The 23,341-nt window shown below is 66.1% G+C and carries 22 protein-coding genes; 12 read left to right on the top strand and 10 right to left on the bottom strand.

Annotated features, from left to right (window positions below; genetic code table 11):
- Positions 1-152 precede the first annotated feature (152 nt).
- The 6 genes from V8683_RS29480 to cyoA form a co-directional block, all read right to left on the bottom strand.
- Entirely contained in the window at positions 153-734 is a 582-nt protein-coding gene (locus tag V8683_RS29480; RefSeq protein ID WP_411192537.1) for a hypothetical protein, read from the bottom strand.
- A 344-nt stretch (positions 735-1,078) separates the two neighbouring features.
- Positions 1,079-2,281 (bottom strand): 3-oxoadipyl-CoA thiolase, encoded by a 1,203-nt coding sequence (gene pcaF / locus V8683_RS29475; protein ID WP_411192104.1) that lies wholly within the window; start codon positions 2,279-2,281, stop codon positions 1,079-1,081.
- A 313-nt stretch (positions 2,282-2,594) separates the two neighbouring features.
- Positions 2,595-2,939 carry a cytochrome o ubiquinol oxidase subunit IV gene (gene cyoD, locus V8683_RS29470; RefSeq protein ID WP_411192103.1) on the bottom strand — a complete coding sequence of 115 codons (345 nt, stop codon included), beginning with the start codon at positions 2,937-2,939 and terminating at the stop codon, positions 2,595-2,597.
- Complete coding sequence (gene cyoC / locus V8683_RS29465; protein WP_411192102.1) at positions 2,940-3,551, bottom strand: cytochrome o ubiquinol oxidase subunit III; 612 nt, start codon at positions 3,549-3,551, stop codon at positions 2,940-2,942.
- Positions 3,551-5,560 (bottom strand): cytochrome o ubiquinol oxidase subunit I, encoded by a 2,010-nt coding sequence (cyoB, locus tag V8683_RS29460; RefSeq protein WP_411192101.1) that lies wholly within the window; start codon positions 5,558-5,560, stop codon positions 3,551-3,553. The genes cyoC and cyoB overlap by 1 nt, the downstream gene beginning before the upstream one ends.
- A gap of 3 nt (positions 5,561-5,563) precedes the next feature.
- The gene (gene cyoA / locus V8683_RS29455; RefSeq protein WP_411192100.1) at positions 5,564-6,460 is read right to left on the bottom strand and encodes a ubiquinol oxidase subunit II; all 897 of its coding nucleotides are present in this window, start codon (positions 6,458-6,460) and stop codon (positions 5,564-5,566) included.
- A 575-nt stretch (positions 6,461-7,035) separates the two neighbouring features.
- On the opposite strand from cyoA, the gene V8683_RS29450 reads away from it, so the two are divergent.
- Complete coding sequence (locus V8683_RS29450; protein ID WP_411192099.1) at positions 7,036-7,860, top strand: IclR family transcriptional regulator; 825 nt, start codon at positions 7,036-7,038, stop codon at positions 7,858-7,860.
- A gap of 71 nt (positions 7,861-7,931) precedes the next feature.
- Here V8683_RS29450 and phnN read toward each other — a convergent pair whose 3' ends face one another.
- Genes phnN through phnF form a run of 3 tightly spaced genes read right to left on the bottom strand, consistent with a single transcriptional unit; the run spans position 7,932 to position 9,969 of the window.
- Positions 7,932-8,486, bottom strand: a complete 555-nt coding sequence (phnN, locus tag V8683_RS29445; protein ID WP_411192098.1) for a phosphonate metabolism protein/1,5-bisphosphokinase (PRPP-forming) PhnN — start codon at positions 8,484-8,486, stop codon at positions 7,932-7,934.
- Entirely contained in the window at positions 8,483-9,214 is a 732-nt protein-coding gene (locus tag V8683_RS29440) for a DUF1045 domain-containing protein (protein ID WP_411192097.1), read from the bottom strand. The genes phnN and V8683_RS29440 overlap by 4 nt, the downstream gene beginning before the upstream one ends.
- On the bottom strand, positions 9,211-9,969 hold the full coding sequence (gene phnF / locus V8683_RS29435) for a phosphonate metabolism transcriptional regulator PhnF (protein WP_411192096.1): 759 nt from the start codon (positions 9,967-9,969) through the stop codon (positions 9,211-9,213). Before phnF ends, V8683_RS29440 begins: the two co-directional genes overlap by 4 nt.
- Positions 9,970-10,169: 200 nt before the next feature.
- Between phnF and phnG the strand changes: the two genes are divergently transcribed.
- The 11 genes from phnG to V8683_RS29380 all read left to right on the top strand — a co-directional run bounded on the left by phnG (position 10,170) and on the right by V8683_RS29380 (position 20,688).
- Positions 10,170-10,661 (top strand): phosphonate C-P lyase system protein PhnG, encoded by a 492-nt coding sequence (gene phnG / locus V8683_RS29430; protein ID WP_411192095.1) that lies wholly within the window; start codon positions 10,170-10,172, stop codon positions 10,659-10,661.
- Positions 10,658-11,320, top strand: coding sequence for a phosphonate C-P lyase system protein PhnH (phnH, locus tag V8683_RS29425; protein ID WP_411192094.1), 663 nt, complete (start codon positions 10,658-10,660; stop codon positions 11,318-11,320). Before phnG ends, phnH begins: the two co-directional genes overlap by 4 nt.
- A complete protein-coding gene (locus tag V8683_RS29420) occupies positions 11,320-12,456 on the top strand; it encodes a carbon-phosphorus lyase complex subunit (protein ID WP_411192093.1) in 1,137 nt (378 codons plus the stop codon). Before phnH ends, V8683_RS29420 begins: the two co-directional genes overlap by 1 nt.
- The gene (locus V8683_RS29415; RefSeq protein WP_411192092.1) at positions 12,453-13,361 is read left to right on the top strand and encodes an alpha-D-ribose 1-methylphosphonate 5-phosphate C-P-lyase PhnJ; all 909 of its coding nucleotides are present in this window, start codon (positions 12,453-12,455) and stop codon (positions 13,359-13,361) included. Before V8683_RS29420 ends, V8683_RS29415 begins: the two co-directional genes overlap by 4 nt.
- A complete protein-coding gene (gene phnK / locus V8683_RS29410) occupies positions 13,358-14,128 on the top strand; it encodes a phosphonate C-P lyase system protein PhnK (protein ID WP_411192091.1) in 771 nt (256 codons plus the stop codon). Before V8683_RS29415 ends, phnK begins: the two co-directional genes overlap by 4 nt.
- Before the next feature lie 10 nt (positions 14,129-14,138).
- Complete coding sequence (gene phnL, locus V8683_RS29405; RefSeq protein WP_411192090.1) at positions 14,139-14,924, top strand: phosphonate C-P lyase system protein PhnL; 786 nt, start codon at positions 14,139-14,141, stop codon at positions 14,922-14,924.
- 35 nt (positions 14,925-14,959) lie between these two features.
- Positions 14,960-16,093: an alpha-D-ribose 1-methylphosphonate 5-triphosphate diphosphatase gene (locus V8683_RS29400; RefSeq protein WP_411192089.1), complete on the top strand. Its 1,134-nt coding sequence runs from the start codon at positions 14,960-14,962 to the stop codon at positions 16,091-16,093.
- Positions 16,094-16,448: 355 nt separating this feature from the next.
- Positions 16,449-17,216 (top strand): ABC transporter substrate-binding protein, encoded by a 768-nt coding sequence (locus V8683_RS29395; protein ID WP_411192088.1) that lies wholly within the window; start codon positions 16,449-16,451, stop codon positions 17,214-17,216.
- Between the two features lie 261 nt (positions 17,217-17,477).
- Positions 17,478-18,593, top strand: a complete 1,116-nt coding sequence (locus V8683_RS29390; RefSeq protein ID WP_411192087.1) for a succinylglutamate desuccinylase/aspartoacylase family protein — start codon at positions 17,478-17,480, stop codon at positions 18,591-18,593.
- 323 nt (positions 18,594-18,916) lie between these two features.
- Positions 18,917-20,119: a porin gene (locus V8683_RS29385; protein ID WP_411192086.1), complete on the top strand. Its 1,203-nt coding sequence runs from the start codon at positions 18,917-18,919 to the stop codon at positions 20,117-20,119.
- A gap of 164 nt (positions 20,120-20,283) precedes the next feature.
- Entirely contained in the window at positions 20,284-20,688 is a 405-nt protein-coding gene (locus tag V8683_RS29380; protein ID WP_411192085.1) for a DUF6232 family protein, read from the top strand.
- 48 nt (positions 20,689-20,736) lie between these two features.
- Here V8683_RS29380 and V8683_RS29375 read toward each other — a convergent pair whose 3' ends face one another.
- The gene (locus tag V8683_RS29375; protein ID WP_411192084.1) at positions 20,737-23,190 is read right to left on the bottom strand and encodes a glycogen/starch/alpha-glucan phosphorylase; all 2,454 of its coding nucleotides are present in this window, start codon (positions 23,188-23,190) and stop codon (positions 20,737-20,739) included.
- Positions 23,191-23,341 lie beyond the last annotated feature (151 nt).

Here is a 23,341-nt window from a genome sequence, read left to right as displayed (position 1 = left end):
ATTGGGGGGGGCCCTATTTGGTGGTGTTTATCTACTTGCGCGGGGGGGGTCTTAACCCCCCACGGGGCGCCCCCGCATAATAAAAACCCGCGGGGGTGCAGCGAATCGATCGCTGCACCCCGGCGTTGTTGTTTGTCGCGCGGAAAACGCGCTTATTGCGTCGCGCCGACCGGCGTAACCTGCGTCGCGTAAGCGGACACGAACACGGCGTGGATCGTGTCGCCAACCTTCAGCGACTTGAGGTCGATATCGGGCGTAGCGTCGAGCGTCACCGTCTGGTAGGCGCCGCGCAGCGTCACCTTGCGCTTCTTCAGATCGATGTGCTGAACCGTGGCCTGCACCTCGACCTGGCGCGCCGCGCTGTAGCCCGACGACGCCGGGAGATAAACGCTCGTATCGACGCGTTTGCGAATACCCTTGTCCTTGCCGGTGACCTTGTCGGCCGTAACGAGCAGTGCGTTCTTGTAGAGCACGTCAACGGTATCGCCGACATTCAGTTGATCGAAGTTTCCGACCTGCGGCCCGATCCCGATATCCACTTCGTTGCCGCGCGGACCGCGCAACGTCACCACGCGTGCCGTGCGGTCGATGCCGACGATCTGCGCCTGCACATGAACCGGCTCGGCATTGGCGACCACGGCCTGCGCAGCGCTCGCGAGCGCGTCCTGCGCGATGGCGGGTTGCACGGCCGCGATGCCAAGAATCAAGGCTGCGCCCCAGCTTGCTGCTTTCATCATCCGCGTTCTCCTTATCAAGGTAGCCTGGAATGCTGTTGCAATCGACGGTGCAGCGGGTGTGCACCGAAGTGCGGACGATTCTACGCGAGCGTTCAAAAAAAACCGATGGTTAGTGGGCCGGAATACTTTCACGTTATCCACCATGAATCAAAGTAAGTGAATGCCGCGCATCCGGCATTCACAAATTCGATACGAATTTGGCCATTGTTTTGGCTCTCGAAATACTCGGCGACTGCCTCAGTCGCAGCCCGTTCACATGCTGGAAACAAAAACGCCGCGAATCGTTCGGTTCGCGGCGTCTGTCAGCCTGGCCTCACGGGATCAGGCGAGCGGGGCAACCCTCAGAGTCGTTCGATCGCCATGGCGATACCCTGCCCCACGCCGATACACATCGTGCACAGCGCATAGCGGCCCTTCGTGCGCTCAAGCTGATACAGCGCCGTCGTCACGAGGCGTGCACCGCTCATGCCGAGCGGGTGACCGAGCGCGATCGCGCCGCCGTTGGGATTCACGCGAGGATCGTCGTCGGCTACGCCAAGCATGCGCAGCACGGCCAGACCCTGCGACGCGAATGCCTCGTTCAGTTCGATCACGTCGAACTGGTCGATCGTCATGTTCAGGCGCGCGAGCAATTTTTGCGTCGCGGGCGCCGGGCCGATGCCCATCACGCGCGGCGCAACGCCCGCCGTGGCGATACCCAGTACGCGCGCGCGCGGCGTCAAGCCGTAGCGCTTCGCGTTCTCTTCGTTGGCGAGCAGCAGCGCACAGGCGCCGTCGTTGACGCCCGAGGCATTGCCCGCCGTCACCGAGCCGTCCGGACGCACCACGCCCTTGAGTTTCGCAAGCGCTTCGAGACTCGTTTCACGCGGATGCTCGTCGCGCGAAACGACGACCGGATCGCCCTTCTTCTGCGCGATGGTGACCGCGACGATTTCCTGCGCGAGCGTGCCGTCGGCCTGGGCGCGCGCCGCCTTCTGCTGGCTGCGCACAGCAAAGGCATCCTGGTCCGCGCGGCTCACGTTGTAGTCGACCGCGACGTTTTCCGCCGTTTCGGGCATCGAGTCGACACCGTACAGTTGTTTCATCAGCGGATTCACGAAGCGCCAGCCAATCGTCGTATCGTAGATCGCGGCGTCGCGCGAAAAAGCGCTCGCGGCCTTGCCCATGACGAAGGGCGCACGGCTCATGCTCTCGACGCCGCCCGCCACCATCAGCCCGGTCTCGCCCGACTTGATCGCGCGCGCGGCAATACCGACGGCGTCCATCCCCGAACCGCACAGGCGGTTGACGGTCGACCCCGGCACGGCCTGCGGCAGCCCCGCGAGCAGCAGCGACATGCGCGCCACATTGCGGTTGTCGTCGCCGGCCTGATTGGCGCAGCCGTAGATCACGTCGTCGATCGCCGACCAGTCGACTTCCTTGTTACGCTCCATCAGGGCCTTGAGCGGCACGGCGCCGAGGTCGTCGGCACGAACCGGCGCGAGAGCGCCGGCATAGCGCCCGATGGGGGTGCGAATCGCGTCGCACAGAAAAGCTTCCGTCATGAACGTCTCCTGTCGATGGAACCTGGCGTGCCGACCAGCGTTAGCGCTCGGGCCCATCCTATGCAAACCAGCGTGACGGACTGCGCGGACGAAACCCAACCCTCGAGCGCGCCGGTCCAGATGCGTCTTGTTCGATATATGAACTCATGGTCGTGTATCGAACAATTGCCCTGCATGATAGGCGGCGTGCGCAAACGGTGTCAAGCGCATGGCTTCGCACCGAAAACGAAACGGCCGCACAGACTGAGAGTCTATGCGGCCGTTCGATACCCCGGCAAGCCACGAACTACCGTGCCCCCCGAAAGGGGCGGGATCAGCGCGACATCATATTCATGCCGACGTTATGCATCACCCAGATCGTGCCGAAAATGAGAAAGGCGGCGGCAAGCACCGTATAGGCGAGCGACAGGACGTTCCAGCCCTGCCCCGCCGACGCGTTCAGGTGCAGGAAGAACACGAGGTGGACGACCACCTGCACGAACGCCAGCACCGCGAGCACGACGATCGCCGTAGCGGGATCGAGCGAACCGTGCATCACGATGCCGAACGCACCCGCCGTGAGAATCACGGAAAGAACGAAGCCTGCAAGATAGCTGCCGAATGTGCCATGAGCGGTGCCATGAGCACCACCCTCAGCGACCGAGGAAGAATGAGCCATTTAGAGCACGCTCCCGAGATAGACAAAGGTAAACACGCAAATCCAGACGACGTCAAGGAAGTGCCAGAAGAGGCTCAGGCAGGTCAGCCCGCGAATTTCCTTTTCGCCGAGTTCCGGCTTGCGAAGCACGTGGATCATCATCACGATCATCCAGACGAGGCCGAAGAACACGTGCAGGCCGTGGGTGCTGACCAGCGTGAAGAACGAGGACAGGAACGCGCTGCGCTGCGGGCCGGCACCCTCTCCGATCAGGTGCGAGAACTCGCGCAGTTCGAACACGAGGAAGGTCACGCCCAGTACGAACGTGACGGCGAGCCAGCCGAGCACGACACCGCGCTTGCCCTGGTGGGCGCCCAGCATCGCGAAGCCGTATGTGATGCTGGAAAGCAGCAGCACCGCCGTTTCGATCGCAACACCGGGGATATCGAACAGATCCTTGCCCGTGGGACCGCCCGCGTACTGGTGCCCCAGCACGCCGAAGGTGGCGAACAGCGCCGCGAACAGCACGCAGTCCGTCATCAGGTACGCCCAAAACCCGAATACCGAGTTCGAAGGCGGATGATCGTGATGATCGAGTTCGGCAAGAGTTGCCGCGTTGGTTTTCTGTAACATCAGTAAGCCTCCTCAGCAACCATTTCGCGACGATTCGCAGAGGCAACGGCGCCATGGCGTCGCTCTTCGATCTCGCGGACCTTTGCCGCCGGAATGTAGTAGCCGTCGTTATCGCCGAAGCTGCGAATGGCAATGGTCAGCACAACCGCCGCGAACGCGAGCACGCCGAGCCACGTGATGTGCCACACGCCGGCAAAACCGAGCACGAGGCTGAATACACCGACGAAAAAGCCCGCCGGCGTGTTGGACGGCATATGGATATCGCTGTATTTGTCCGCAAGACCGAGGCCCTGGCCCGATTCCTTCATGTGCGCGAAGGCATCGATATCGCCGACCTGCGGAATGACCGCGAAGTTGTAGACCGGCGGCGGCGACGAAGTCGACCACTCCAGCGTGCGGCCGTCCCACGGGTCGCCCGTAACGTCCTGCCATTCGGCCTTGTTGCGGTTCACGAACGCCATCACCCACTGCAGCACCTGGAACACCACGCCGAGCGCGATGATCGCGGCGCCGATCGCGGCCACGATCAGCCACGACTGCCAGTCGGGGTTGTCGTAGTGGTTGGTCCGGCGCGTCATACCCATGAAGCCGAGCACGTAGATCGGCACGAACGCCACGTAGAAACCGACGAACCAGCACCAGAACGACGCCTTGCCGAGCTTTTCGCTGGGCTTGATGCCGAACACTTTCGGGAACCAGTAGTGCACGCCCGCGAGGTAGCCGAACACCACGCCGCCGATGATCGCGTTGTGGAAGTGCGCGACGAGGAAGAGCGAGTTGTGAAGCACGAAGTCCGCGCCCGGAATCGCCATCATCACGCCCGTCATGCCACCGATCGAGAACGTCACCATGAAGCCGATCGTCCAGAGCACCGGCGCCGTGAAATGCACGCGGCCGCGATACATCGTGAACAGCCAGTTGAAGATCTTCACGCCCGTAGGGATCGCGATGACCATGGTCATGATGCCGAAGAACGCGTTGACGTCGGCACCCGATCCCATCGTGAAGAAGTGGTGGGCCCAGACGAGGAACGCGAGAATCATGATCGCGCACGTGGCATAGACCATCGTCTTGTAGCCGAACAGCGGCTTCTTCGAGAAGGTGGCCATGACTTCCGAATAGATGCCGAACGCGGGCAGCACGAGGATATACACCTCGGGGTGGCCCCAGGCCCAGATCAGGTTCAGATACAGCATCGGGTTGCCGCCGGCATCGTTCGAGAAGAAGTGCATGCCGAGATAGCGGTCGAGGCCGAGCAGCGCCACCGCGATGGCGAGGATCGGGAACGTGGCCATGATGAGCACGTTCGAGCAGAGCGCCGTCCACGTGAACACCGGCATCTTCATGAGACTCATGCCCGGCGCGCGCATCTTGATGATCGTGACGAAGAAGTTGACGCCCGTGATCAGCGTGCCCACGCCCGAAAGCTGCAGCGCCCAGATGTAGTAGTCCACCCCCACGCCCGGACTATATTGCAGCTCCGAGAGCGGCGGATAGGCGAGCCAGCCCACCTGTGCGAACTCGCCGATCACGAGCGACAGGTTGATCAGGATCGCGCTGATCGCCGTCATCCAGAACGAAAGCGAGTTCAGGAACGGAAACGCCACGTCGCGCGCGCCGATCTGCAGCGGCACGACGAGGTTGAAGAGGCCGACCATGAGCGCCATCGCCATGAAGAAGATCATGATGACGCCGTGCGCCGTGAAGATCTGGTCGTAGTGATGCGGCGGCAGGTAGCCCGGCCCGTTGAAGGCGATAGCCTGCTGGATACGCATCATCACGGCGTCGGCGAAGCCGCGCACGAGCATGAGCACGGCCACGACGATGTACATCACGCCAATGCGCTTGTGGTCGACGCTCGTGAGCCACTCGCTCCAGAGGTACTTCCACTTCCCTGTCACGGTCACGAGACCGAGCACCGCGACGACGATCAGCGCCATGAACGCCGCGGCGCCCATGATGATCGGCTGATCGAACGGAATCGCGTCTAATGTGAGTTTGCCGAACATGCGTTACCCCTTAGTACCGCAGGCAGCGTCACTGAAGTCCGTGACGTGGCCGTTGTTGTACTTCGCAATGATGTTGTTGAAGAGCTTCGGGTCGACCGTCGAGAAGTACTGCACGGGCACCTTCTCGCTGGGCTGCGCGACCGTGGCGTACTGGTCCATGCCGAGCGAGCCGGCCGACGCCTTGACCTTTTTGACCCACGCGTCGAAGTCGCCCTGGCTCGTGGCGAGCGTGCGGAACTTCATGTCCGAGAAGCCGCGGCCGCTGTAGTTCGACGAAAGGCCCTCGAAGTTGCCGGGCTGGTCGGCGATCAGGTGCAGGTGTGTCTGCATGCCCGCCATCGCGTACACCTGAGTGCCCAGTTGCGGGATGAAGAACGAGTTCATCACCGAATCCGACGTGATGCGGAAATTGACCGGCGTGCCCACCGGCACGGCCAGCTGGTTCACCGTGGCGATGCCGAGGTCCGGATAGATGAAGAGCCACTTCCAGTCGAGCGCCACGACTTCGACGTTGATGGGCTTCACGTTCGACTCGAGCGGCTTATAGGGATCGAGCTCGTGCGAAGTCCGCCAGGTGAGGATGCCGAGGAAGAGGATGATCACGGCGGGAATGGCCCAGACCACGACCTCGATGGCTGTGGAGTGCGCCCACTTCGGCGCATAAACGGCATGGCGGTTCGACGCCCGGTAGCGCCATGCGAACAGCAGCGTGAGGATGATCACGGGCACCACCACCAGCAGCATGGCGCCGGTAGCCGTGGCGATGAGCGATTTTTCGGCCACCCCCACGCTGCCCTTGGGATCGAGCAGCGGGAAATTGCCGCTGCACCCCGAAAGCATTGCGGCCAGCCCACTGCCGAGGGGGATGAGCCACCTTTTGAAGGCCTGTCTGTCTGTCATGTTTGCCCGTCTTTCCGTTAAACGATCTTTGGACGCTTTAACGCATTTACATCGCAAGAAATCGCGAGAAATGCACCCGTATCGTGCTCGGCAAAATTCTACGGAAAGATATTCGGATCTAATTTGATCTCGATTCGCTAAATCTCGCTCAAACTGGCGCGACGGAAGGACGCATCATGCTTTCTAAAATCTTTCACCTCGGCCATGAAAACGCGCTGCGGCGCCTCCCAGCCGGCCAGCGAGGCTCGCGCAAAAGCGTCGACCCACCCTGTTATTCATGACTCGCCGTTTCTCGGCACGCTATTAATTCGAATCGACATTCGCCGCCAAGCGGAAGCATATTTATAAAATCAGGCCAATATTCGCGCACACACCCCTGGACCTAAAGCAAGTTAGATGCAGAATAAAAAATAAAGAGATAAATGATTGACAAAAATCAATGGCGGTTGCGCGCTCTCGCCAATGCCGGCACCTCCGCGCGCAGCGGCCCCCCCCGCGCCGCCGGTTGGCGAAACAGGGCGCTTGCGCTATCGTCATGGGTTCGTTACGCGCCGCCGAACCCTTTTCCGACGCCCATGACCTCTGCATCCAGTGCCTCGCCCGACCGTCCCGCCGAGCAGCCGGAGATCCCCGACAAGCCGGGCGACTCCTATGTGCAGTCGTTCGCCCGCGGACTCTCGGTGATCCGCGCGTTCAACGCCGAACGCCCCGAGCAGACCCTCACCGACGTGGCCGCCGCCACCGGCCTCACGCGCGCCGGCGCGCGCCGCATCCTGCTCACGCTGCAGACGCTCGGCTACGTCGAGGCCGAAGGCCGCCTCTTCCGCCTCACGCCGAAGATCCTCGACCTGGGTTTCGCCTACCTCACGTCGATGCCGTTCTGGAACCTCGCCGAACCGGTCATGGAAGAGCTCTCGGGGCAGGTGCACGAAAGCTGCTCGGCGGCGGTGCTCGACCGCACGGAAATCGTCTACGTCCTGCGCGTGCCCACGCACAAGATCATGACGATCAACCTCTCGATCGGGAGCCGCCTGCCGGCGTATTGCACGTCGATGGGGCGGGTGCTGCTCTCGGCGCTCGACGAGGACGCGCTCGACGCCACGCTCGGCGCCTCGCCGCTCTACGCGCACACGCCGCGCACGGTTACCGACAAGGAAGAGTTGAAAAAGGTCATCGCCCAGGTGCGCCAGCAGGGTTGGGCCATCGTCGACCAGGAACTGGAAGGCGGCCTGATCTCGATCTCCGCGCCCATCCGCAACCGCCAGGGCCGCGTGATCGCGGCAATGAACATCAGCGGGAATGCGCAGCGGACCTCGGCGAAGCAGATGGTCAAGACCTTCCTCGAACCGCTCCAGCAGGCCGCGCAGCGCGTCTCCGGCATGGTGGCGCGACGCACCTGAGCGGCCGCGTCCGGCGCGCCGCGGCGCCGGGCGCTCGACCAAACGCTGTCTGCCCGGTTTCGACGCAGCGCTCAGCGGCCCGCCGCCACGCGGCGCACCACCTCGACGAATGCCTCGCCGGCCTCTTCCAGCCGGCCCGAGTTGTCGATGCGCGCGAGGCGCGCCCCCGCCGGCACCTCGAACGGCGCCTGGCGTGCGAGACGCGCGGCGATCTGCGCGGGCGTCTCGCGTCCGCGCGAGGCGAGGCGCGCCGCCAGCACGGGGTGCGCCGCCTCGACATGCACGAGCGTCATCTGCGGATAACGCTTGAGCGCCTCGCCCATGTACGCGCGCGAGCCGTTCACCACCACCGTGCAGCCAAGCCCGAGCCACTGGTCGATCTCCACGCCGATCCCGTAGCGCAGCGCGTGGCTGCGCCACTGCAGCGCAAAGAGGCCGAGCCGCGCGCGCGCCTCGAACTCGTGGTCGGTGAGCGCGATGTGGTTCTCGCCGCCGCCTTCGGCACGCGTGATGTAGCGGTGCGCCAGCACCACGCCTTCGGCCGCGAGGCGGGCGCGCGCGAAGCCCAGCAGCGAGTCCTTGCCCGCCCCCGAAGGCCCCATCAGGTAGATCAGCCGGTCGTTCATCGGCGCGGCTCCCCGCCGGCGAACGCCACCCGGCGCCACAGCGCGAACGGCGCGCCCGGCCGCGGTTCGACGAAGAGCGCGGCGCCGTCCACCGGCAGCGCGCCGGCATCCGCCATCCGCGCGTTCCAGGCCGCCACGAGCGCGTGCCGCTCGCGCGCATCGTCGAGCGAATCGGAAAGCGTCATGTGGAAACGGTATTCGTCGAAGACGTACGGGTAGCCCCATGCCTCGACGTAGGCGCGCTGGCGCGCCGTGAGCGGCGCGTCGAGCCGTTGCGCGAGTTCCGCCGGGGTCTGCGCGGCCCGCAGCGCCGCCAGCGTGCGCAGCGCGTCGGCGGCCAGCTCGCGCACGGCGGCGTCGCCTTCGTCGTCGGCGGCACGCAGGGCGACGAAGCGGCCGAGCGTCGCCGCCTCGACCGTCAGCGCAAAGCGCGCGCGCGTCGCGGCCCATTGCTGCGCGGCGGCCAGCAACGCCTCGGGAGTCGCGCCGGGCGCAAGGCGAAATGGCGGCACGAGCGTGCCGTGCCAGCCGTAGCGGCGCGGCGCGGCCGTGACTGCGGCGAGCGGGCGGGCCAGGTCTGCGGGCTGCGGCGCATGCAGGGCTTCGCCGCTCTCCGGATCGCGCCCGAGCCACGCGCAGCCCGCTCGCCACCAGGCCGATTCGCGCGGCGGCGCATAGTAGATCGCGAAGCGGGTGGCGTCGCTCCAGGCCTCGGCGGCGCCCGTCATACGTCGTGCTCCACCATCAACTGCACGCGGTCGGCCGCGAAATGCGTGATGCCGTACTTGATCGGCGTGCCGTCCATGTCGACGTCCACGTTCTCGACCACGAGCACAGGCTGCTGCCGGTTGATGTTCAGCCGCCGCGCCACCTCGGGCTCGGGCAGCGCGCTGCCGATGCGGCTCCATTTGCGCAGGTAGTCCGCCACGCCGTATTCGGCGAGCGCCTTCGAGGTGCTGTCGAAGCGCTCCATCACGGCGGGCAGGTCGGCGAAGCGCGCGGCCGGATACCAGTTGCGCGCGTAGGTGAGCGGCACGCCGTCCAGTTCGTGCAGCGTTTCGATCCGATAGACCAGCGCGCCCGCGCGGATGCCCAGCGCCTTTGCGACGGTCGGCTCCGCCTTCACGCGCGACGACGACAGCAGTTTGCCCACCGCCGCCTGCTGGTGCTGCCGGAGGTTTTCGGTAAAGCGCGTGCGCCTGCCGATCGTATAGTCGATCGCGCCCGGCTGAACGAACGTGCCGCGCCCCTGCTCGACGCTCACGAGCCCGCTCGCCGCGAGGCCGAGCATCGCGCGCCGCACCGTATGGCGGTTCACGTCGAAGCGCTTCGCCAGCTCGCCCTCGCTCGGCAGGCGCCCGTCCTCGCCGAAACCTTGCGCCGCGATTTCGGCCACGAGGATCTGTTCGATCTGCCGCCACACCGCCACGCCTGCGCCGCGCTCGAGCTGGGCGCCGTGCGGCGCGTCGTCGTTCGATGTCATGGTGCTGTCATTCCTTCCGGGTTCAATAGCGTTTCCCGCATTGTAGTGCGCGCGGCGTGATGGAAATATGAAAACATCTCCCTCGCTGCATATAGACGACTGCACGACCAGACGTCTAGACGTTTAGATGAATAGATGGTCCAATAACGAACTTCAGCGACGTTCGCAGGACACTCCCGTTCATGACACAGGAACCGCAGATGAACGCTACCTCCGTCTCGCCCCCGGCCGCATCGCGGCGCGCATGGATGGCGGTGCTCGCCCGCACGCCGCGCGCCGATCTCGAAGCGGCGCTCGCGGCCGCGCTGGAAGGCGCCGCCGCGCCTGCCTTCGACTGGCTGCGCCCGCCGCAGACGGGCCTCGCGATGGTGCGTGGCCGCATCGGCGGCACCGGCAATGCCTTCAATCTCGGCGAAGCCACCGTGACACGCGCCACGCTGCGCCTGCGCGGTGCGGACGGCGCTGGCAGCGGCACGGTGGGCGTGGCCTGTCACCTGGGACGCGACAAGCGCCGCGCCGAACTGGCCGCGCTGGCCGACGCGCTCCTGCAGCAGCCCGAGCGCCATGCCTCGTTGCACGCGCAACTGATCGCGCCGCTCGCCGCGCGCGCAGAGGCACGACGTGCCGCGCGCCGCGCCGCTACCGCCAGCACGAAGGTCGAGTTTTTCACCATGGTTCGAGGTGACGCATGATCGACGAACATCAAACCGCCCTTGACCCGCAAGCCGCACAGGCCGCACACCTCGCGCTCGATGCGCTCGCTCCCGGCTTTGCCGATCCCGTCCACGACACCCAGGCGGTGTTCCGCACGCTGCTCGACGCGCTCGCGCGTCCGGGCCGCGTCGGCGTGATCGAAGCGGTGTTGCCCGCCGCCGACGCCACGAATGGCGGCGAACGCGCCGGCCTTGCGGCGTTCGCCTCGCTGCTTGCGCTCGCCGACTACGCCACGCCCGTTTGGCTCGCGCAGCCTGACGCCGCGCTCAGCGCCGCCCTGCGCTTTCATGCGGACGCTCCGCTCGCCGCCGCGCCGGGCGAAGCCGCATTCGTCTACGTGCACGACGCCGCGGCGCTGCCGCCGCTTGCCTCATTCGCCATCGGCACGCCCGAATCGCCCGAGCTGTCGGCCACCGTATTCGTGCGCGTCGCCTCGCTCGCGGGCGGCGCGCCCGTCACGCTGCGCGGCCCGGGCATCGAAAATGCTCACACGATCGCGCCTGCCGGCCTGCCCGAGCGCTTCTGGCAGGAGCGTGCCGCACTGGGCCCGCTCTTTCCGTGCGGCATCGACTTCTATCTCGTCTGCGGCGACCAGTTGGTCGGCCTGCCGCGCACCACCCGCGTGGAGATGAACTGATGTATGTCGCCGTCAAAGGAGGCGAGCGCGCGATCGAAGCGTCGTGGCGCCTGCTCGACGAGGCGCGCCGCGGCGACACGCGCGTGCCCGAACTGAGCGTCGCGCAGATTCGCGAGCAGTTGCGCCTTGCCGTCGCGCGCGTGATGGCCGAAGGTTCGGTGTACGACGAAGAGCTCGCCGCACTCGCCATCAAACAGGCCGCCGGCGATCTCGTCGAAGCCATTTTTCTGCTGCGCGCCTACCGCACGACCCTGCCGCGCTTCGGCTATACGGAGCCCGTAGAAACGGAGCGGATGGACGTGGCGCGCCGCATCTCGGCCACCTTCAAGGACGTACCGGGCGGCCAGGTGCTTGGCGCGACCTACGACTACACGCAGCGCCTGCTCGATTTCGCGCTGCTGGCCGAAGGCGGCGACGTGGGCGCAGGCGCGCAAAGCCCGGAGTCGAACGCAGCCGCATCGCCTGACAGCATCCCGCCGGAGCCGATGCCGCGCGTCGTCGCGCTGCTCGACAAGGAAGGCCTGATCGAACAGGAAGCGCCCGCGCCCGGCGCGCTTGAACCCGGCGATCTTTCGCGCGAACCGCTGTCGTTTCCGGCCGACCGCGCCGTGCGCCTGCAGAATCTCGCGCGCGGCGACGAAGGCTTCCTGCTGGCGATGGGCTATGCGACGCAGCGCGGCTACGCGCACTCGCATCCGTTCGCGGGCGAGATCCGCTTTGGTTCGGTCTCCGTAGAAATGAGACTGGACGAGCTGGGCGAAGCCGTCGAGATCGGCGAGATCGAGTTGACGGAATGCCAGATGATCAACCAGTTCGCGGGCAGCAAGGCGGTACCGCCCACCTTCACGCAAGGCTACGGCCTCGCCTTCGGCCACGCCGAGCGCAAGGCGATGGCGATGGCGCTCGTGGACCGCGCGCTGCGTGCCGAGGAACTGGGCGAAACGCTCGCCTCGCCCACCCAGGACATCGAGTTCATGCTCTCGCACAGCGACAACGTCGAAGCCTCCGGCTTCGTGCAGCACCTGAAGCTGCCGCACTACGTCGATTTCCAGGCCGAACTCGAACTCGTGCGCCGCCTGCGCGCGCAACACGAACAGCACGGACAGCCGGACCCGACGAACGAGGAGGCCGCATGAGCGCGCCCGCCACCCTGGCCGCGCCGATCGCCTCGCACGAGACGCAGGCCGCCGAAGGCTACAACTTCGCCTACCTCGACGAGCAGACCAAGCGCATGATCCGCCGCGCGCTGCTCAAGGCCGTGGCGGTGCCCGGCTATCAGGTGCCGTTCGCCTCGCGCGAGATGCCGCTGCCCTATGGCTGGGGCACGGGCGGCATCCAGGTTAGCGCGGCGATCATCGGGGCGAACGACACGCTCAAGGTGATCGACCAGGGCTCGGACGACACCACGAACGCCGTGAACATCCGCCGCTTCTTCGCGCGCACGACCGGCGTGAAGACCACGCGCCGCACGCGCGAGGCGACGATCATCCAGACGCGCCACCGCATTCCCGAAACGCCGCTCGCGGAAGGCCAGATCCTCGTCTATCAGGTGCCGATGCCCGAGCCGCTGTTCCGGCTGGAGCCTCGCGTGGCCGAATGCCGGAAGCTGCACGCGCTCGCCGACTACGGCCTCGTCAGCGTGAAGCTCTACGAGGACATCGTGCAGCACGGCAGCATCGCGACGACCTACGACTATCCGGTGACGGTCAACGGCCGCTATCTCACCGCGCCTTCGCCGATCCCCAAGTTCGACAACCCGAAGCTCAACATGAACGCCGCGCTGCAGTTGTTCGGCGCCGGACGCGAGCGCCGCATCTACGCGATTCCGCCCTGGACGCCGGTCAGGAGCCTCGACTTCGACGACCATCCGTTCGAGGTCCAGCGCTGGGAGCAGGCGTGCGCCCTCTGCGGCTCGCGCGAAAGCTTCCTCGACGAAATGATCGTGGACGACGCGGGCACGCGCATGTTCGTCTGCTCGGACAGCGATTACTGTCACGAGCGCCGCGAAGAAAACGGAGAACCAGACGGAGAACCGGCATGACGCCCCTGCTGAGCGCCCGCCGTCTCACGAAGCAATACGGCGGCCGCAACGGCTGCCGCGACGTGAGCTTCGACCTCTATCCCGGCGAGGTGCTGTGCATCGTCGGCGAATCGGGCTCGGGCAAGACCACGCTGCTCAACACGCTCGGGCTGCGCACCGGGGCCGATGCCGGCGAGCTGCGCTACGTGAGCACGGAGGGCGAAACGCTCGACCTGCGCACGCTTCCCGAGCCGCACCGGCGCCGCATCATGCGCACCGAATGGGGCTTCGTGCAGCAGAACCCTCGCGACGGACTGCGCGCCGGCGTTTCGGCGGGCGCGAACATCGGCGAGCCGCTCATGGCCGTCGGCGCGCGCCACTATGGCCAGATCCGCCACACCGCCCAGCAATGGATGGAGCGCGTGGAGCTCGACGCCGCGCGCATCGACGAGCTGCCCTCCGCGTTCTCGGGCGGCATGCAGCAGCGTTTGCAGATCGCGCGCAATCTCGTCACGGGCCCACGCCTCGTCTTCATGGACGAGCCCACGGCGGGTCTCGACGTCTCCGTCCAGGCACGCCTGCTCGATCTGCTGCGCACGCTCACGACGACACTGCATCTCTCGGTGCTGATCGTCACGCACGATATCGGCGTGGCCCGCCTGCTCGCGCACCGCCTCATGGTGATGCAGGGCGGCACGGTGGTCGAGGCGGGCTTGACCGACCAGGTGCTCGACGATCCTCAGCATCCCTACACGCAGACGCTGGTGGCCTCCGTGCTGCCGGTCTAGGATGATCGACATGATGCGTACCGCCTCATCCCCGCACGAAAATGCGCACGAAAGCCCCTTCGTCGAACGCCCCGCGCTGATGCTGCGCGCGCAAGACGTGCGCAAAACGTTCACGCTGCACGGCCAGGGCGGCATCGGCATCGAGGCGCTCGCGGGTGTCTCGATCGATGTGGAGCGCGGCGAATGCGTCGTGCTCGTCGGGCCGTCCGGCGCGGGCAAGAGCACGCTGCTGCGCTGCCTCTACGGCAATTACCTCGCGAGCGGCGGCTCGATCGCCATTCGCGACGACGATGCGCCCTCGCAGCACCTCGAAATCACGGGCGCGGCGCCACACGACGTGCTGCGCCTGCGCCGCAACGTGGTGGGTTACGTAAGCCAGTTCCTGCGCGTGATTCCGCGCGTCGCCACGCGCGACCTCGTCGCGGCGCCGCTCGTGGCGCGCGGCGTGGCGCAAAACGAGGCGCACGCGCGCGCCGAAGCGCTGCTCGCGCGCCTGAACGTGCCGCGGCGGCTCTGGTCGCTCGCCCCCGCAACGTTTTCGGGCGGCGAGCAGCAGCGCGTGAACATCGCGCGCGGTCTGATCGCCGGGCATCGCGTGCTGCTGCTGGACGAGCCCACGGCCTCGCTCGATGCGGAAAATCGCGAGGTGGTGTCGAGCCTGATCGTCGAGGCGCGCGAGCACGGCGCGGCGATCGTGGGCGTCTTCCACGACGAAGACACGCGCGAGCGCGTCACCACGCGCCGTCTCGCGCTCGCCGCACCGCGCGTGCAGACGGCATTGAACGAAGCCGCCTGAAACCGCTCTATCTGTTCTGATTACGGAGCCAGACGATGTTGATCAAGAACGCTCGCATCGTGACGCGAGACGAGGTTTTCACCGGCACGTTGCGCGTGGAGGACGGCCGGATCCGCGAGCTGTCGCGCGGCACGACGTCCGCCCCCGAGGCCGAGGACTGGATGGGCGACTATCTGCTGCCCGGCCTCGTCGAACTGCACACCGACAACCTCGAGAAGCACCTCGCACCGCGCCCCGGCGTGCATTGGAATACCGACGCCGCGTTCGTGATTCACGACGCGCAGATCGCGGCGGCCGGCATCACGACCGTATTCGACGCGCTCGCCATCGGCACGCGCCTTTCGGTGGGCGTGCGCGGCCGCGAGGTGCAGCTCGCCTGCGCGGGCGCACTCTCGCGCTTCTCGGAGCGCGGCCTGCTGCGCGCCGAGCACTTTCTGCATCTGCGCTGCGAAATCGCGACCCAGGACGTGATCGAACTCTTCGACACGCTGAGCGCGCACCCGCTCTTGCGCCTCGCCTCCGTGATGGACCACACGCCGGGTCAGCGCCAGTGGCACGACCGCGAGCAGTGGCGCCGCTTCCAGGAGCGTTACGGCAAGTGGACCGACGAAGAAGCCGCGACGATGCAGGCCGAGCTGGCCGACGAGCAGCAGCGCTTCGCCGACGCGCATCGCCGCCAGATCGTCGAGCGCTGCCGGGCGCGCAACCTTCCGCTCGCGAGCCACGACGACACGCTGGTCGAGCACGTCGAGCAGGCGGCCGCGGAAGGCATCGTGCTGGCCGAATTCCCGACCACGCGCATCGCGGCCGAGGCGGCGAAAGAGCGCGGCATTTCGACCATCATGGGCGCGCCGAACCTCGTGCGCGGCGGCTCGCATTCGGGCAATGTCTCGGCGCTGGAGCTCGCGCAGGCGAACCTGCTCGACATCCTCTCGTCCGACTACGTGCCGTCGAGCCTCCTCACGGCGGCATTCGACCTCGTCACCCAGGCCGGCTGGCAGTTGCCGCGCGCCATGGCGACCGTTTCGTGGGAGCCGGCTCGCCGCGCCGGGCTGACGGACCGCGGCGCCATCACGCCGGGCCTGCGCGCGGACTTCGTGCGCGTGACAATGCTCGATGCATTGCCGGTGCCGCGCGCCACCTATCTCGCGGGCAGGCGGGTGGTTTGAGCCGGGCGACGGAGGACGGCGGGGCCGCCTGCCGCCGACTGTTGCAACCAGGCATCGCATCCGCTTTCTGCAGACCATTCGCGCAGGTCGCACCGCTATCCACCAGCGCCTTGCCCGGCAAGGCTTTGCGCCCATCGCCGCCGGAAATCGAACGTTCCTTTCAGCGAGCATTCTTGCGCTATCCGGTATTACACTAGCGACGCAGCAATTTTGACCGGGTAAGCTTCTGCCCGCGCCGCCGGCTCTCGCGCCGGCAAGCCCAAAGAAAGTCCGGGATGCACAACGCGCCGGACAATGCGCCGCGGCGGCATGACCGCACGCGGCGCTCCATGAACCATCCGAGGAGTACACCATAGTGAAAAAACTGCTTGCCGCCCTGTCGGTTGCCCTGCTGGCCGTATCGGCCGGCGCCGCCCACGCGAAAGACTGGACGACCGTCCGCTTCGGCGTCGATGCCAGCTACGCGCCGTTCGAATCCAAAGCACCGGATGGCAAGCTCGTCGGCTTCGACATCGACCTCGGCAACGAAATCTGCAAGCGCCTGAACGCCAAGTGCGTGTGGGTCGAGCAGGACTTCGACGGCATGATCCCGGCCCTGAAGGCGAAGAAGTTCGACGGCGTGCTTTCGTCAATGACGATCACCCCGCAGCGCGAAGAGCAGATCGCGTTCTCGGCGAAGCTGTTCAACACGCCGACGCGCCTCGTCGCGAAGAAGGGCACGAACCTCCTGCCGACGGCCGATTCGCTCAAGGGCAAGTCGGTGGGCGTGGAGCAAGGCACGATCCAGGAAACCTACGCGAAGGAAAACTGGGCGCCCAAGGGCGTGAACGTGGTGCCTTACCAGAACCAGGACCAGGTCTATGCCGACCTGCTCTCGGGCCGTCTGGACGCCGCGCTGCAAGACGAAGTGCAGGCCGACCTCGGCTTCCTGAAGACCCCGCGCGGCGCGGGCTTCCAGTTCGCGGGCAAGGAAATCCCGACGGGCGCGGCCGCCATCGGCCTGCGCAAGGAAGACGCCGACCTGAAGACGAAGATCGACAAGGCCATCGCCGACATGATCAAGGACGGCACGTACAAGAAGATCGAAGCGAAGTATTTCGACTTCGACGTGTACGGCGGCTGATCGACGCGCGCTCCAAGCCTCGCGGCGTGTTCCCCGAGGTGAGAGAAAAACCCGGACTGCGGTTCGGGTTTTTTTTCGCCCCTGCTTTGTCTGCTTCATCTGCGCAATCTGCGCGCGCCGCACGCCTCGGCGCGTTTCCACCGAAGTTACGGCGCCAGATCGAATCCGCTAAGATCGCTTCTTGCAGCCCGGCTGCGGGCTTCCCTTTCACGAACCCACTACTCACGTGTGCCGCGGCCTGCCGCAGCGCGCGTCTCCAACATGCGTACCCAGAACCATCCGTTGATAGCGCCCGCCCTCGGCACCGCGCGGCAGATCACGAGCTTTCACTACGGCACGGGCGGCGGCCAGAAGGTGTACGTACAGGCCTCGCTGCACGCCGACGAACTGCCGGGCATGCTTGCCGCCTGGGCGCTGCGGCGCAAGCTCGCCGGGCTCGAAGCAGCGGGCCGCCTCCGCGGCGAGATCGTCGTGGTGCCGGTGGCCAATCCGATCGGCCTGAACCAGCAGTGGCTCGGCCATCTCATCGGGCGCTTCGAATCGAACACGGCGCAGAACTTCAATCGCAACTTCTACGACCTGACGGCGCTCGTACTGCCCACCATCGAGGAACGCCTCGGCCCCGACGCCGACGCCAACCGCCAGGCCATCCGCGCCGCCATGGGCGAGGCGCTCGCCGCGCAGAAGCCGCGAAACGAGCTCGATTCGCAGCGCCTCGCGCTGCAGCGCCTCTCGTACGATGCCGACATCGTGCTCGACCTGCACTGCGACTGGGAAGCGGCGCTGCACCTCTACACGAACCCCGAGCTGTGGACCGACGTCGAGCCGCTCGCGCGCTATCTCGACGCGAAGGCGTCGCTGCTCGCGCTGAACTCGATCGGCAGTCCGTTCGACGAGATTCACAGCTTTTGCTGGACCGAGTTGCGCGAGCGCTTCGGCAAGCGCTTCCCGATTCCGCACAGCGCGATCTCGGTGACGGTGGAGCTGCGCAGCCAGCGCGACGTCTCGCACGAATTCGCCGAGCGCGACGCGCAGGGTATCGTCGACTACCTGATCCGTCGCGGCGTGATCGCGGGCACCCCGGCGCCGCTGCCGGCGCTGGCGTTTCCCGCCACGCCGCTCGCCGGCACCGAGCCTGTCGTCGCGCCCGCCAGCGGCGTGATCGTGTTTCGCGCCGATACCGGCGCCTGGATCGAGGCCGGCGCGCCCGTGGCCGACATCGTCAACCCGCTCACCGACGAAGTGCTCACGCTGTGCAGCACCGTGAGCGGCGTGATGTACGCGCGACATAGCGCGCGCTTCGCGACGGCGGGCATGGAAGTGGCCCGCATCGCGGGAGACCGGCCGATCCGCAGCGGTTCGCTCCTGTCGCTGTAACCCGTCCTTCCAGCCGGCTCATGCCGTGGCATGGGCCGGCTTCGCGCCACTCCGGCGCCCCTCCCCATTGCTTCGCACTCCGCATCGACCCCGGCCGGGCGAAATCTAAACATCTAATGAACAAATTTTCATATTGAAAGCTTGAAAGCTGCAAAAGAGGCTTTCTGACGGCCCCTCCCGGCACCCCATAAATCGCCGGAACCCATGCCACAAAAGGCTTTGCAGGCGATGTCTTATTTATGCAACATAAATAATACATATCAGTAATATGAAAATACTGTCACATCCCTTTCGCGATTGGTGTTTAAATTTCAGCGCGTCGCATGACCCTGTCCAGCAGAAACGGGGCATTCGAATCTTTCCTCAATCCGGAGAATGCTTTGAAGAAAATATTGACCACCGCCGTTCTTGCCTCGGTCGCGGGCGCAGCACAGGCACAAAGCAGTGTCACGCTGTACGGCCTGATCGACGCGGGTATCAGCTACAACAGCCACATCAAGAACGCTACGGGCGGAAGCAGCAGCTACTGGGGCTACGGCGACGGGGTCGCGCAGGGCAGCCGCTGGGGCCTGCGCGGCACGGAAGACCTGGGCGGCGGCCTGCAGGCGATCTTCGTGCTCGAAAACGGCTTCAGCAGCGGCACCGGCGCAGCCGGCCAGGGTGGTACGCTGTTCGGCCGCCAGGCCTACGTCGGCCTGACGCAAAACACGATCGGCTCGCTCACGTTCGGCCGTCAATACTCGTTCAGCACCGACTATCTCGGCGGCTACTACTCGAACGGCGGCAACACGGCCGTGGGCAACTGGGCCTACCACTTCAACGATATCGACCAGTTGACGTCGAGCCGCATCAACAACTCGGTCAAGTTCTCGAGCGTGAACTTCTCGGGCCTGACCTTCGGCGGCTTGTACGGCTTCTCGAACACGACCTCGTTCGCCGGCGCGCCGACCACGTCCGCGGAGGCTTCGTCGCGCACGTACAGCTTCGGCGCGAACTACGCCTACGGCCCGTTCGGCCTCGGCGCCGCCTATACGAACATCACGTACCCCGGCGCGGCCTCGCCCGCCTTCACGACGACCATCTCCGGCATCGGCGGCGCGCTGCAGGACCTGCGCACGTTCGGCGTGGGCGGCCGCTACACGCTCGGCCCGGCCACCGTGTGGGCCCTGTGGACGAACACGCTGCTCTCGCAGATCGCCTCCTCGTCGTACCTCTACAACGCCTACGAAGCCGGCGCCAGGTACGCGTTCACGCCGGCGCTCTCGGGCCAGCTCGGCTATACGTACTCGCGTGCCTCGGGTCTCTTCGGCGCGCACTGGAACCAGATCGACGCGGCCGTCGACTACCTGCTCAGCAAGCGCACGGACGTCTATCTGGCCGTCGCTTACCAGGACGCGTCGGGCTCGTACAAGGGCGCGCCGGTGCAGGCGCAGATCGGCGACTCGAACTCGAGCATCTTCCAGCCGTCGGGCTCGGGCTCGCAGGACCAGCTCGCGGTGCACGTGGGCATGCGCGTCAAGTTCTAAAAACGAAGCGGCCGGCAACGGCCCGGCGCCGGTCTGCGATGCCGGCGTCATTGACACGAGGCATCCGGCGGGATGCCCCGTTTTCCTTTGCGACGTCGCGCCGCCGCGCGCGACGCGCGCGCTTCTGGTACGCTGCGCCCTTTCCCCTCGCAGCGTTCTCATCGATGGAACTCCCCTTCAACGAAGCCGGCGTATCGGTCACGCGCACCGCGCTCTCCGTCGCGGGCCAGGTCTTCGCCTTGCGCGACATCGAGGACGTGCAGGTCATCACCGGGCGCCGCAACCGCATCGTGCCGATCGTGCTCTCGGTAGCCGGCGTCGCGCTCGGCGCGTGGGGCGGCCTTCACGGTTCCGGGGGCGGGCTGATCTGCGGGGCGATGCTGTTCGTGGTCGGGCTGATCGCGTGGTTCACCCAGGATGTCACGCATCGGCTGATCGTCGTGATGGGCGGCGAACGGCGCGAAGCGCTGACGAGCCTCGACCGCGGTTTTGCCGAACGCGTCGAGCAGATCGTGCGCTTCGCCATGGCGGGCCGACCCGATGCGGCCGCTCGCAGCCCGGCGCATTGAGCCTGCATTGAGCTTCGCACCGACCTGACACGAAGCCCGGCAGCCCGGTCAGTTCGGATCGATCGGTTTGACGCGCCAGATATCGCGCGCGTATTCGGCAATCGCCCGATCCGACGAGAACGGCCCCATCGCCGCCACGTTTTCGATCGAGCTCGCCGTCCATCCCGGCACGTCGAGAAAACGCCGGTCGGCCGCTTCCTGCGCGGCCACGAAGGCCGCGAAGTCGGCGAGCACGAGATAGTGGTCGCCCCAGTCCACGAGCGTGTGGAAAATCTCCGTGAAGCGCGCCGGGTCGCCCGGCGAGAAGAAGCCCGTGCGGATCTGGTCGAGCGCGGTGTGCAGTTCGGCGTTTTCCTCGTAGATCTGGCGCGGCCGGTAGCCCGAGGCGCGCAACGCATCCACCTCGTCCGACGTGTTGCCGAAGATGAAGATGTGCTCCGGTCCCACGGCCTCGCCGATCTCGATGTTCGCGCCGTCCAGCGTGCCCATCGTCAATGCGCCGTTGAGCGCGAGCTTCATGTTGCCGGTGCCCGAGGCCTCCGTGCCCGCCGTCGAGATCTGCTCGGAGAGATTCGCGGCCGGAATCAGCACCTCGGCCACGCTCACGCCGTAATTGGGCACGAACACCACCTTGAGCCGGTCGCCTACCCGCGGATCGTGGTTCACCTTCGCGGCCACGTCGTTGATGAGCCGGATGATCATCTTGGCCATGCGGTAGGCCGACGCGGCCTTACCCGCGAACACCACCACGCGCGGCACCCAGTCGCGCTGCGGGTTCTCGACGATACGGTTGTAGCGCACGATCACATGCAGCACGTTGAGCAGTTGCCGCTTGTATTCGTGAATGCGCTTCACCTGCATGTCGAAGAGCGCGTCCGGGTCGACCGTCACCCCGAGACGCTGAGCAATGCGCTGCGCGAGCCGCACCTTGTTGCTGCGCTTGGCCGCGCGAAACGCGGCTTCGAACGAAGCGTCGCCGCGCAGCTTGCGCAAGCCGTGTAGTTCCAGCAGGTCGCTGCGCCAGCGCGTGCCGATGCTCTCGTCGATCAGGCGCGCAAGCGGCGGGTTCGCCTGCGCGAGCCAGCGGCGCGGCGTAATGCCGTTCGTGACGTTCGTGAAGCGGTCGGGAAAAAGACGCGCGAAGTCGGAGAAGATATCGCGCTGCATGAGCTGCGAATGCAGCTTCGAAACGCCGTTGACCTTGTGGCTCGCCACGATCGCGAGATAGGCCATGCGCACGCGGCGCTGGCCATATTCGTCCACGAGCGAGATGCGGCGGATCATGTCGAGATCGTGCGCGCCCTGTTCGTTCGCCTCGCGCAGAAAGGCCGCGTTGATATCGAAGATGATTTCGAGGTGACGCGGCAGGAGGCGCGCCAATAGTTCGACATCCCAGGTTTCCAGCGCTTCCGGCATGAGCGTGTGATTCGTGTACGAGAACACGCGGCCGACATGCTGCAGCGCTTCGTCCCACGGCATGCCGTGCACGTCCACGAGCAAACGGATCAGTTCGGGGACGGCGAGCACCGGGTGCGTGTCGTTCAGGTGCACCGCCACCTTGTCGGAGAAGCGCCCGAACGTGCTGTGCGTGCGCAGGTAGCGGCGGATCAGATCCTGCATCGTCGCGGAGACGAAAAAGTACTCCTGGCGCAGGCGCAGTTCGCGGCCGGCCATGGTCGAATCGTCAGGATAGAGCAGGCGCGAGACGTTCTCCGACTCGTTGCGCGCTTCCACCGCGCGCTGATAGTCGCCCTGGTTGAAGGCGGAAAGATCGAGCTCCTCGTCCGCGCGCGCGGACCACAGGCGCAACGTGTTGGTCGCGCTCGTGGCGTAGCCGGGAATCACGGTGTCGTAGGCCATCGCGTTGACGTGCTGCGTGTCGATCCATTCGACCGTGCCGTTGCGCTGCACCGTGCGCCCGCCGAAGCGCACGTGATATTGCACCTCGGGCCGCGGAAATTCCCACGGATTGCCGGCGTGCAGCCAGTAATCGGGCGCCTCGACCTGCTCGCCGTCGACGATCTGCTGCCGGAACATGCCGTAGTCGTAGCGGATGCCATAGCCGAAGCCCGGGATGCCGAGCGTCGCCATCGAATCGAGAAAGCACGCGGCGAGGCGGCCGAGGCCGCCGTTGCCGAGCGCGGCGTCCGGTTCGAAGTCGATCACCGACTCCATGTCGACGCCGACGTCGGCCAGCGCCTCTTTCATCTGGTCGTAAATGCCGAGCGCGAGCAGCGCGTTGGAAAACGTGCGGCCGATCAGAAATTCCATCGAAAGGTAATAGACGCGTTTGACGTCCTGGTCGTACTGCCGGCGCGTGGTGACCATCCACCGTTCGACGAGCCGATCGCGCACGGCCAGCGCCGCGGCATGCAGCCAGTCCTGCGGGCGCGCCGTGACGGCGTCCTTGCCGACGCCGTACATGAGGCGGTTGGAAATGGAACGGCGCAGCGCCTCGGCGCTGTTCTTCAACTGGTCGAATTCCAGACCTATGGCTGTCATCGATACCTCCCGTCGACCGGAGTGGGTGTGCTGCAGCGTCCCGCCGGACCACGAGCACAGATCAAATTTGCAGAGTAGGACATTTTCCCGGCGCTTGCGGCGGGGGGGGGGGGGGGGGGGGGGGGGGGGGGGGGGGGGGGGGGGGGGGGGG

It is taken from the genome of Paraburkholderia sp. AV2 (assembly GCF_054968425.1).
The sequence above is the reverse complement of the archived record's forward strand: the minus strand, read 5'-3'. Positions and strand labels throughout refer to the sequence as shown.

What these genes read in the sequence shown, in the direction of transcription:
- V8683_RS29480 (WP_411192537.1), bottom strand. Translation starts at nt 734, where the DNA reads ATGAAAGCAGCAAGCTGGGGCGCAGCCTTGATTCTTGGCATCGCGGCC.
- pcaF (WP_411192104.1), bottom strand. Translation starts at nt 2,281, where the DNA reads ATGACGGAAGCTTTTCTGTGCGACGCGATTCGCACCCCCATCGGGCGC.
- cyoD (WP_411192103.1), bottom strand. Translation starts at nt 2,939, where the DNA reads ATGGCTCATTCTTCCTCGGTCGCTGAGGGTGGTGCTCATGGCACCGCT.
- cyoC (WP_411192102.1), bottom strand. Translation starts at nt 3,551, where the DNA reads ATGTTACAGAAAACCAACGCGGCAACTCTTGCCGAACTCGATCATCAC.
- cyoB (WP_411192101.1), bottom strand. Translation starts at nt 5,560, where the DNA reads ATGTTCGGCAAACTCACATTAGACGCGATTCCGTTCGATCAGCCGATC.
- cyoA (WP_411192100.1), bottom strand. Translation starts at nt 6,460, where the DNA reads ATGACAGACAGACAGGCCTTCAAAAGGTGGCTCATCCCCCTCGGCAGT.
- V8683_RS29450 (WP_411192099.1), top strand. Translation starts at nt 7,036, where the DNA reads ATGACCTCTGCATCCAGTGCCTCGCCCGACCGTCCCGCCGAGCAGCCG.
- phnN (WP_411192098.1), bottom strand. Translation starts at nt 8,486, where the DNA reads ATGAACGACCGGCTGATCTACCTGATGGGGCCTTCGGGGGCGGGCAAG.
- V8683_RS29440 (WP_411192097.1), bottom strand. Translation starts at nt 9,214, where the DNA reads ATGACGGGCGCCGCCGAGGCCTGGAGCGACGCCACCCGCTTCGCGATC.
- phnF (WP_411192096.1), bottom strand. Translation starts at nt 9,969, where the DNA reads ATGACATCGAACGACGACGCGCCGCACGGCGCCCAGCTCGAGCGCGGC.
- phnG (WP_411192095.1), top strand. Translation starts at nt 10,170, where the DNA reads ATGAACGCTACCTCCGTCTCGCCCCCGGCCGCATCGCGGCGCGCATGG.
- phnH (WP_411192094.1), top strand. Translation starts at nt 10,658, where the DNA reads ATGATCGACGAACATCAAACCGCCCTTGACCCGCAAGCCGCACAGGCC.
- V8683_RS29420 (WP_411192093.1), top strand. Translation starts at nt 11,320, where the DNA reads ATGTATGTCGCCGTCAAAGGAGGCGAGCGCGCGATCGAAGCGTCGTGG.
- V8683_RS29415 (WP_411192092.1), top strand. Translation starts at nt 12,453, where the DNA reads ATGAGCGCGCCCGCCACCCTGGCCGCGCCGATCGCCTCGCACGAGACG.
- phnK (WP_411192091.1), top strand. Translation starts at nt 13,358, where the DNA reads ATGACGCCCCTGCTGAGCGCCCGCCGTCTCACGAAGCAATACGGCGGC.
- phnL (WP_411192090.1), top strand. Translation starts at nt 14,139, where the DNA reads ATGATGCGTACCGCCTCATCCCCGCACGAAAATGCGCACGAAAGCCCC.
- V8683_RS29400 (WP_411192089.1), top strand. Translation starts at nt 14,960, where the DNA reads ATGTTGATCAAGAACGCTCGCATCGTGACGCGAGACGAGGTTTTCACC.
- V8683_RS29390 (WP_411192087.1), top strand. Translation starts at nt 17,478, where the DNA reads ATGCGTACCCAGAACCATCCGTTGATAGCGCCCGCCCTCGGCACCGCG.
- V8683_RS29385 (WP_411192086.1), top strand. Translation starts at nt 18,917, where the DNA reads ATGACCCTGTCCAGCAGAAACGGGGCATTCGAATCTTTCCTCAATCCG.
- V8683_RS29380 (WP_411192085.1), top strand. Translation starts at nt 20,284, where the DNA reads ATGGAACTCCCCTTCAACGAAGCCGGCGTATCGGTCACGCGCACCGCG.
- V8683_RS29375 (WP_411192084.1), bottom strand. Translation starts at nt 23,190, where the DNA reads ATGACAGCCATAGGTCTGGAATTCGACCAGTTGAAGAACAGCGCCGAG.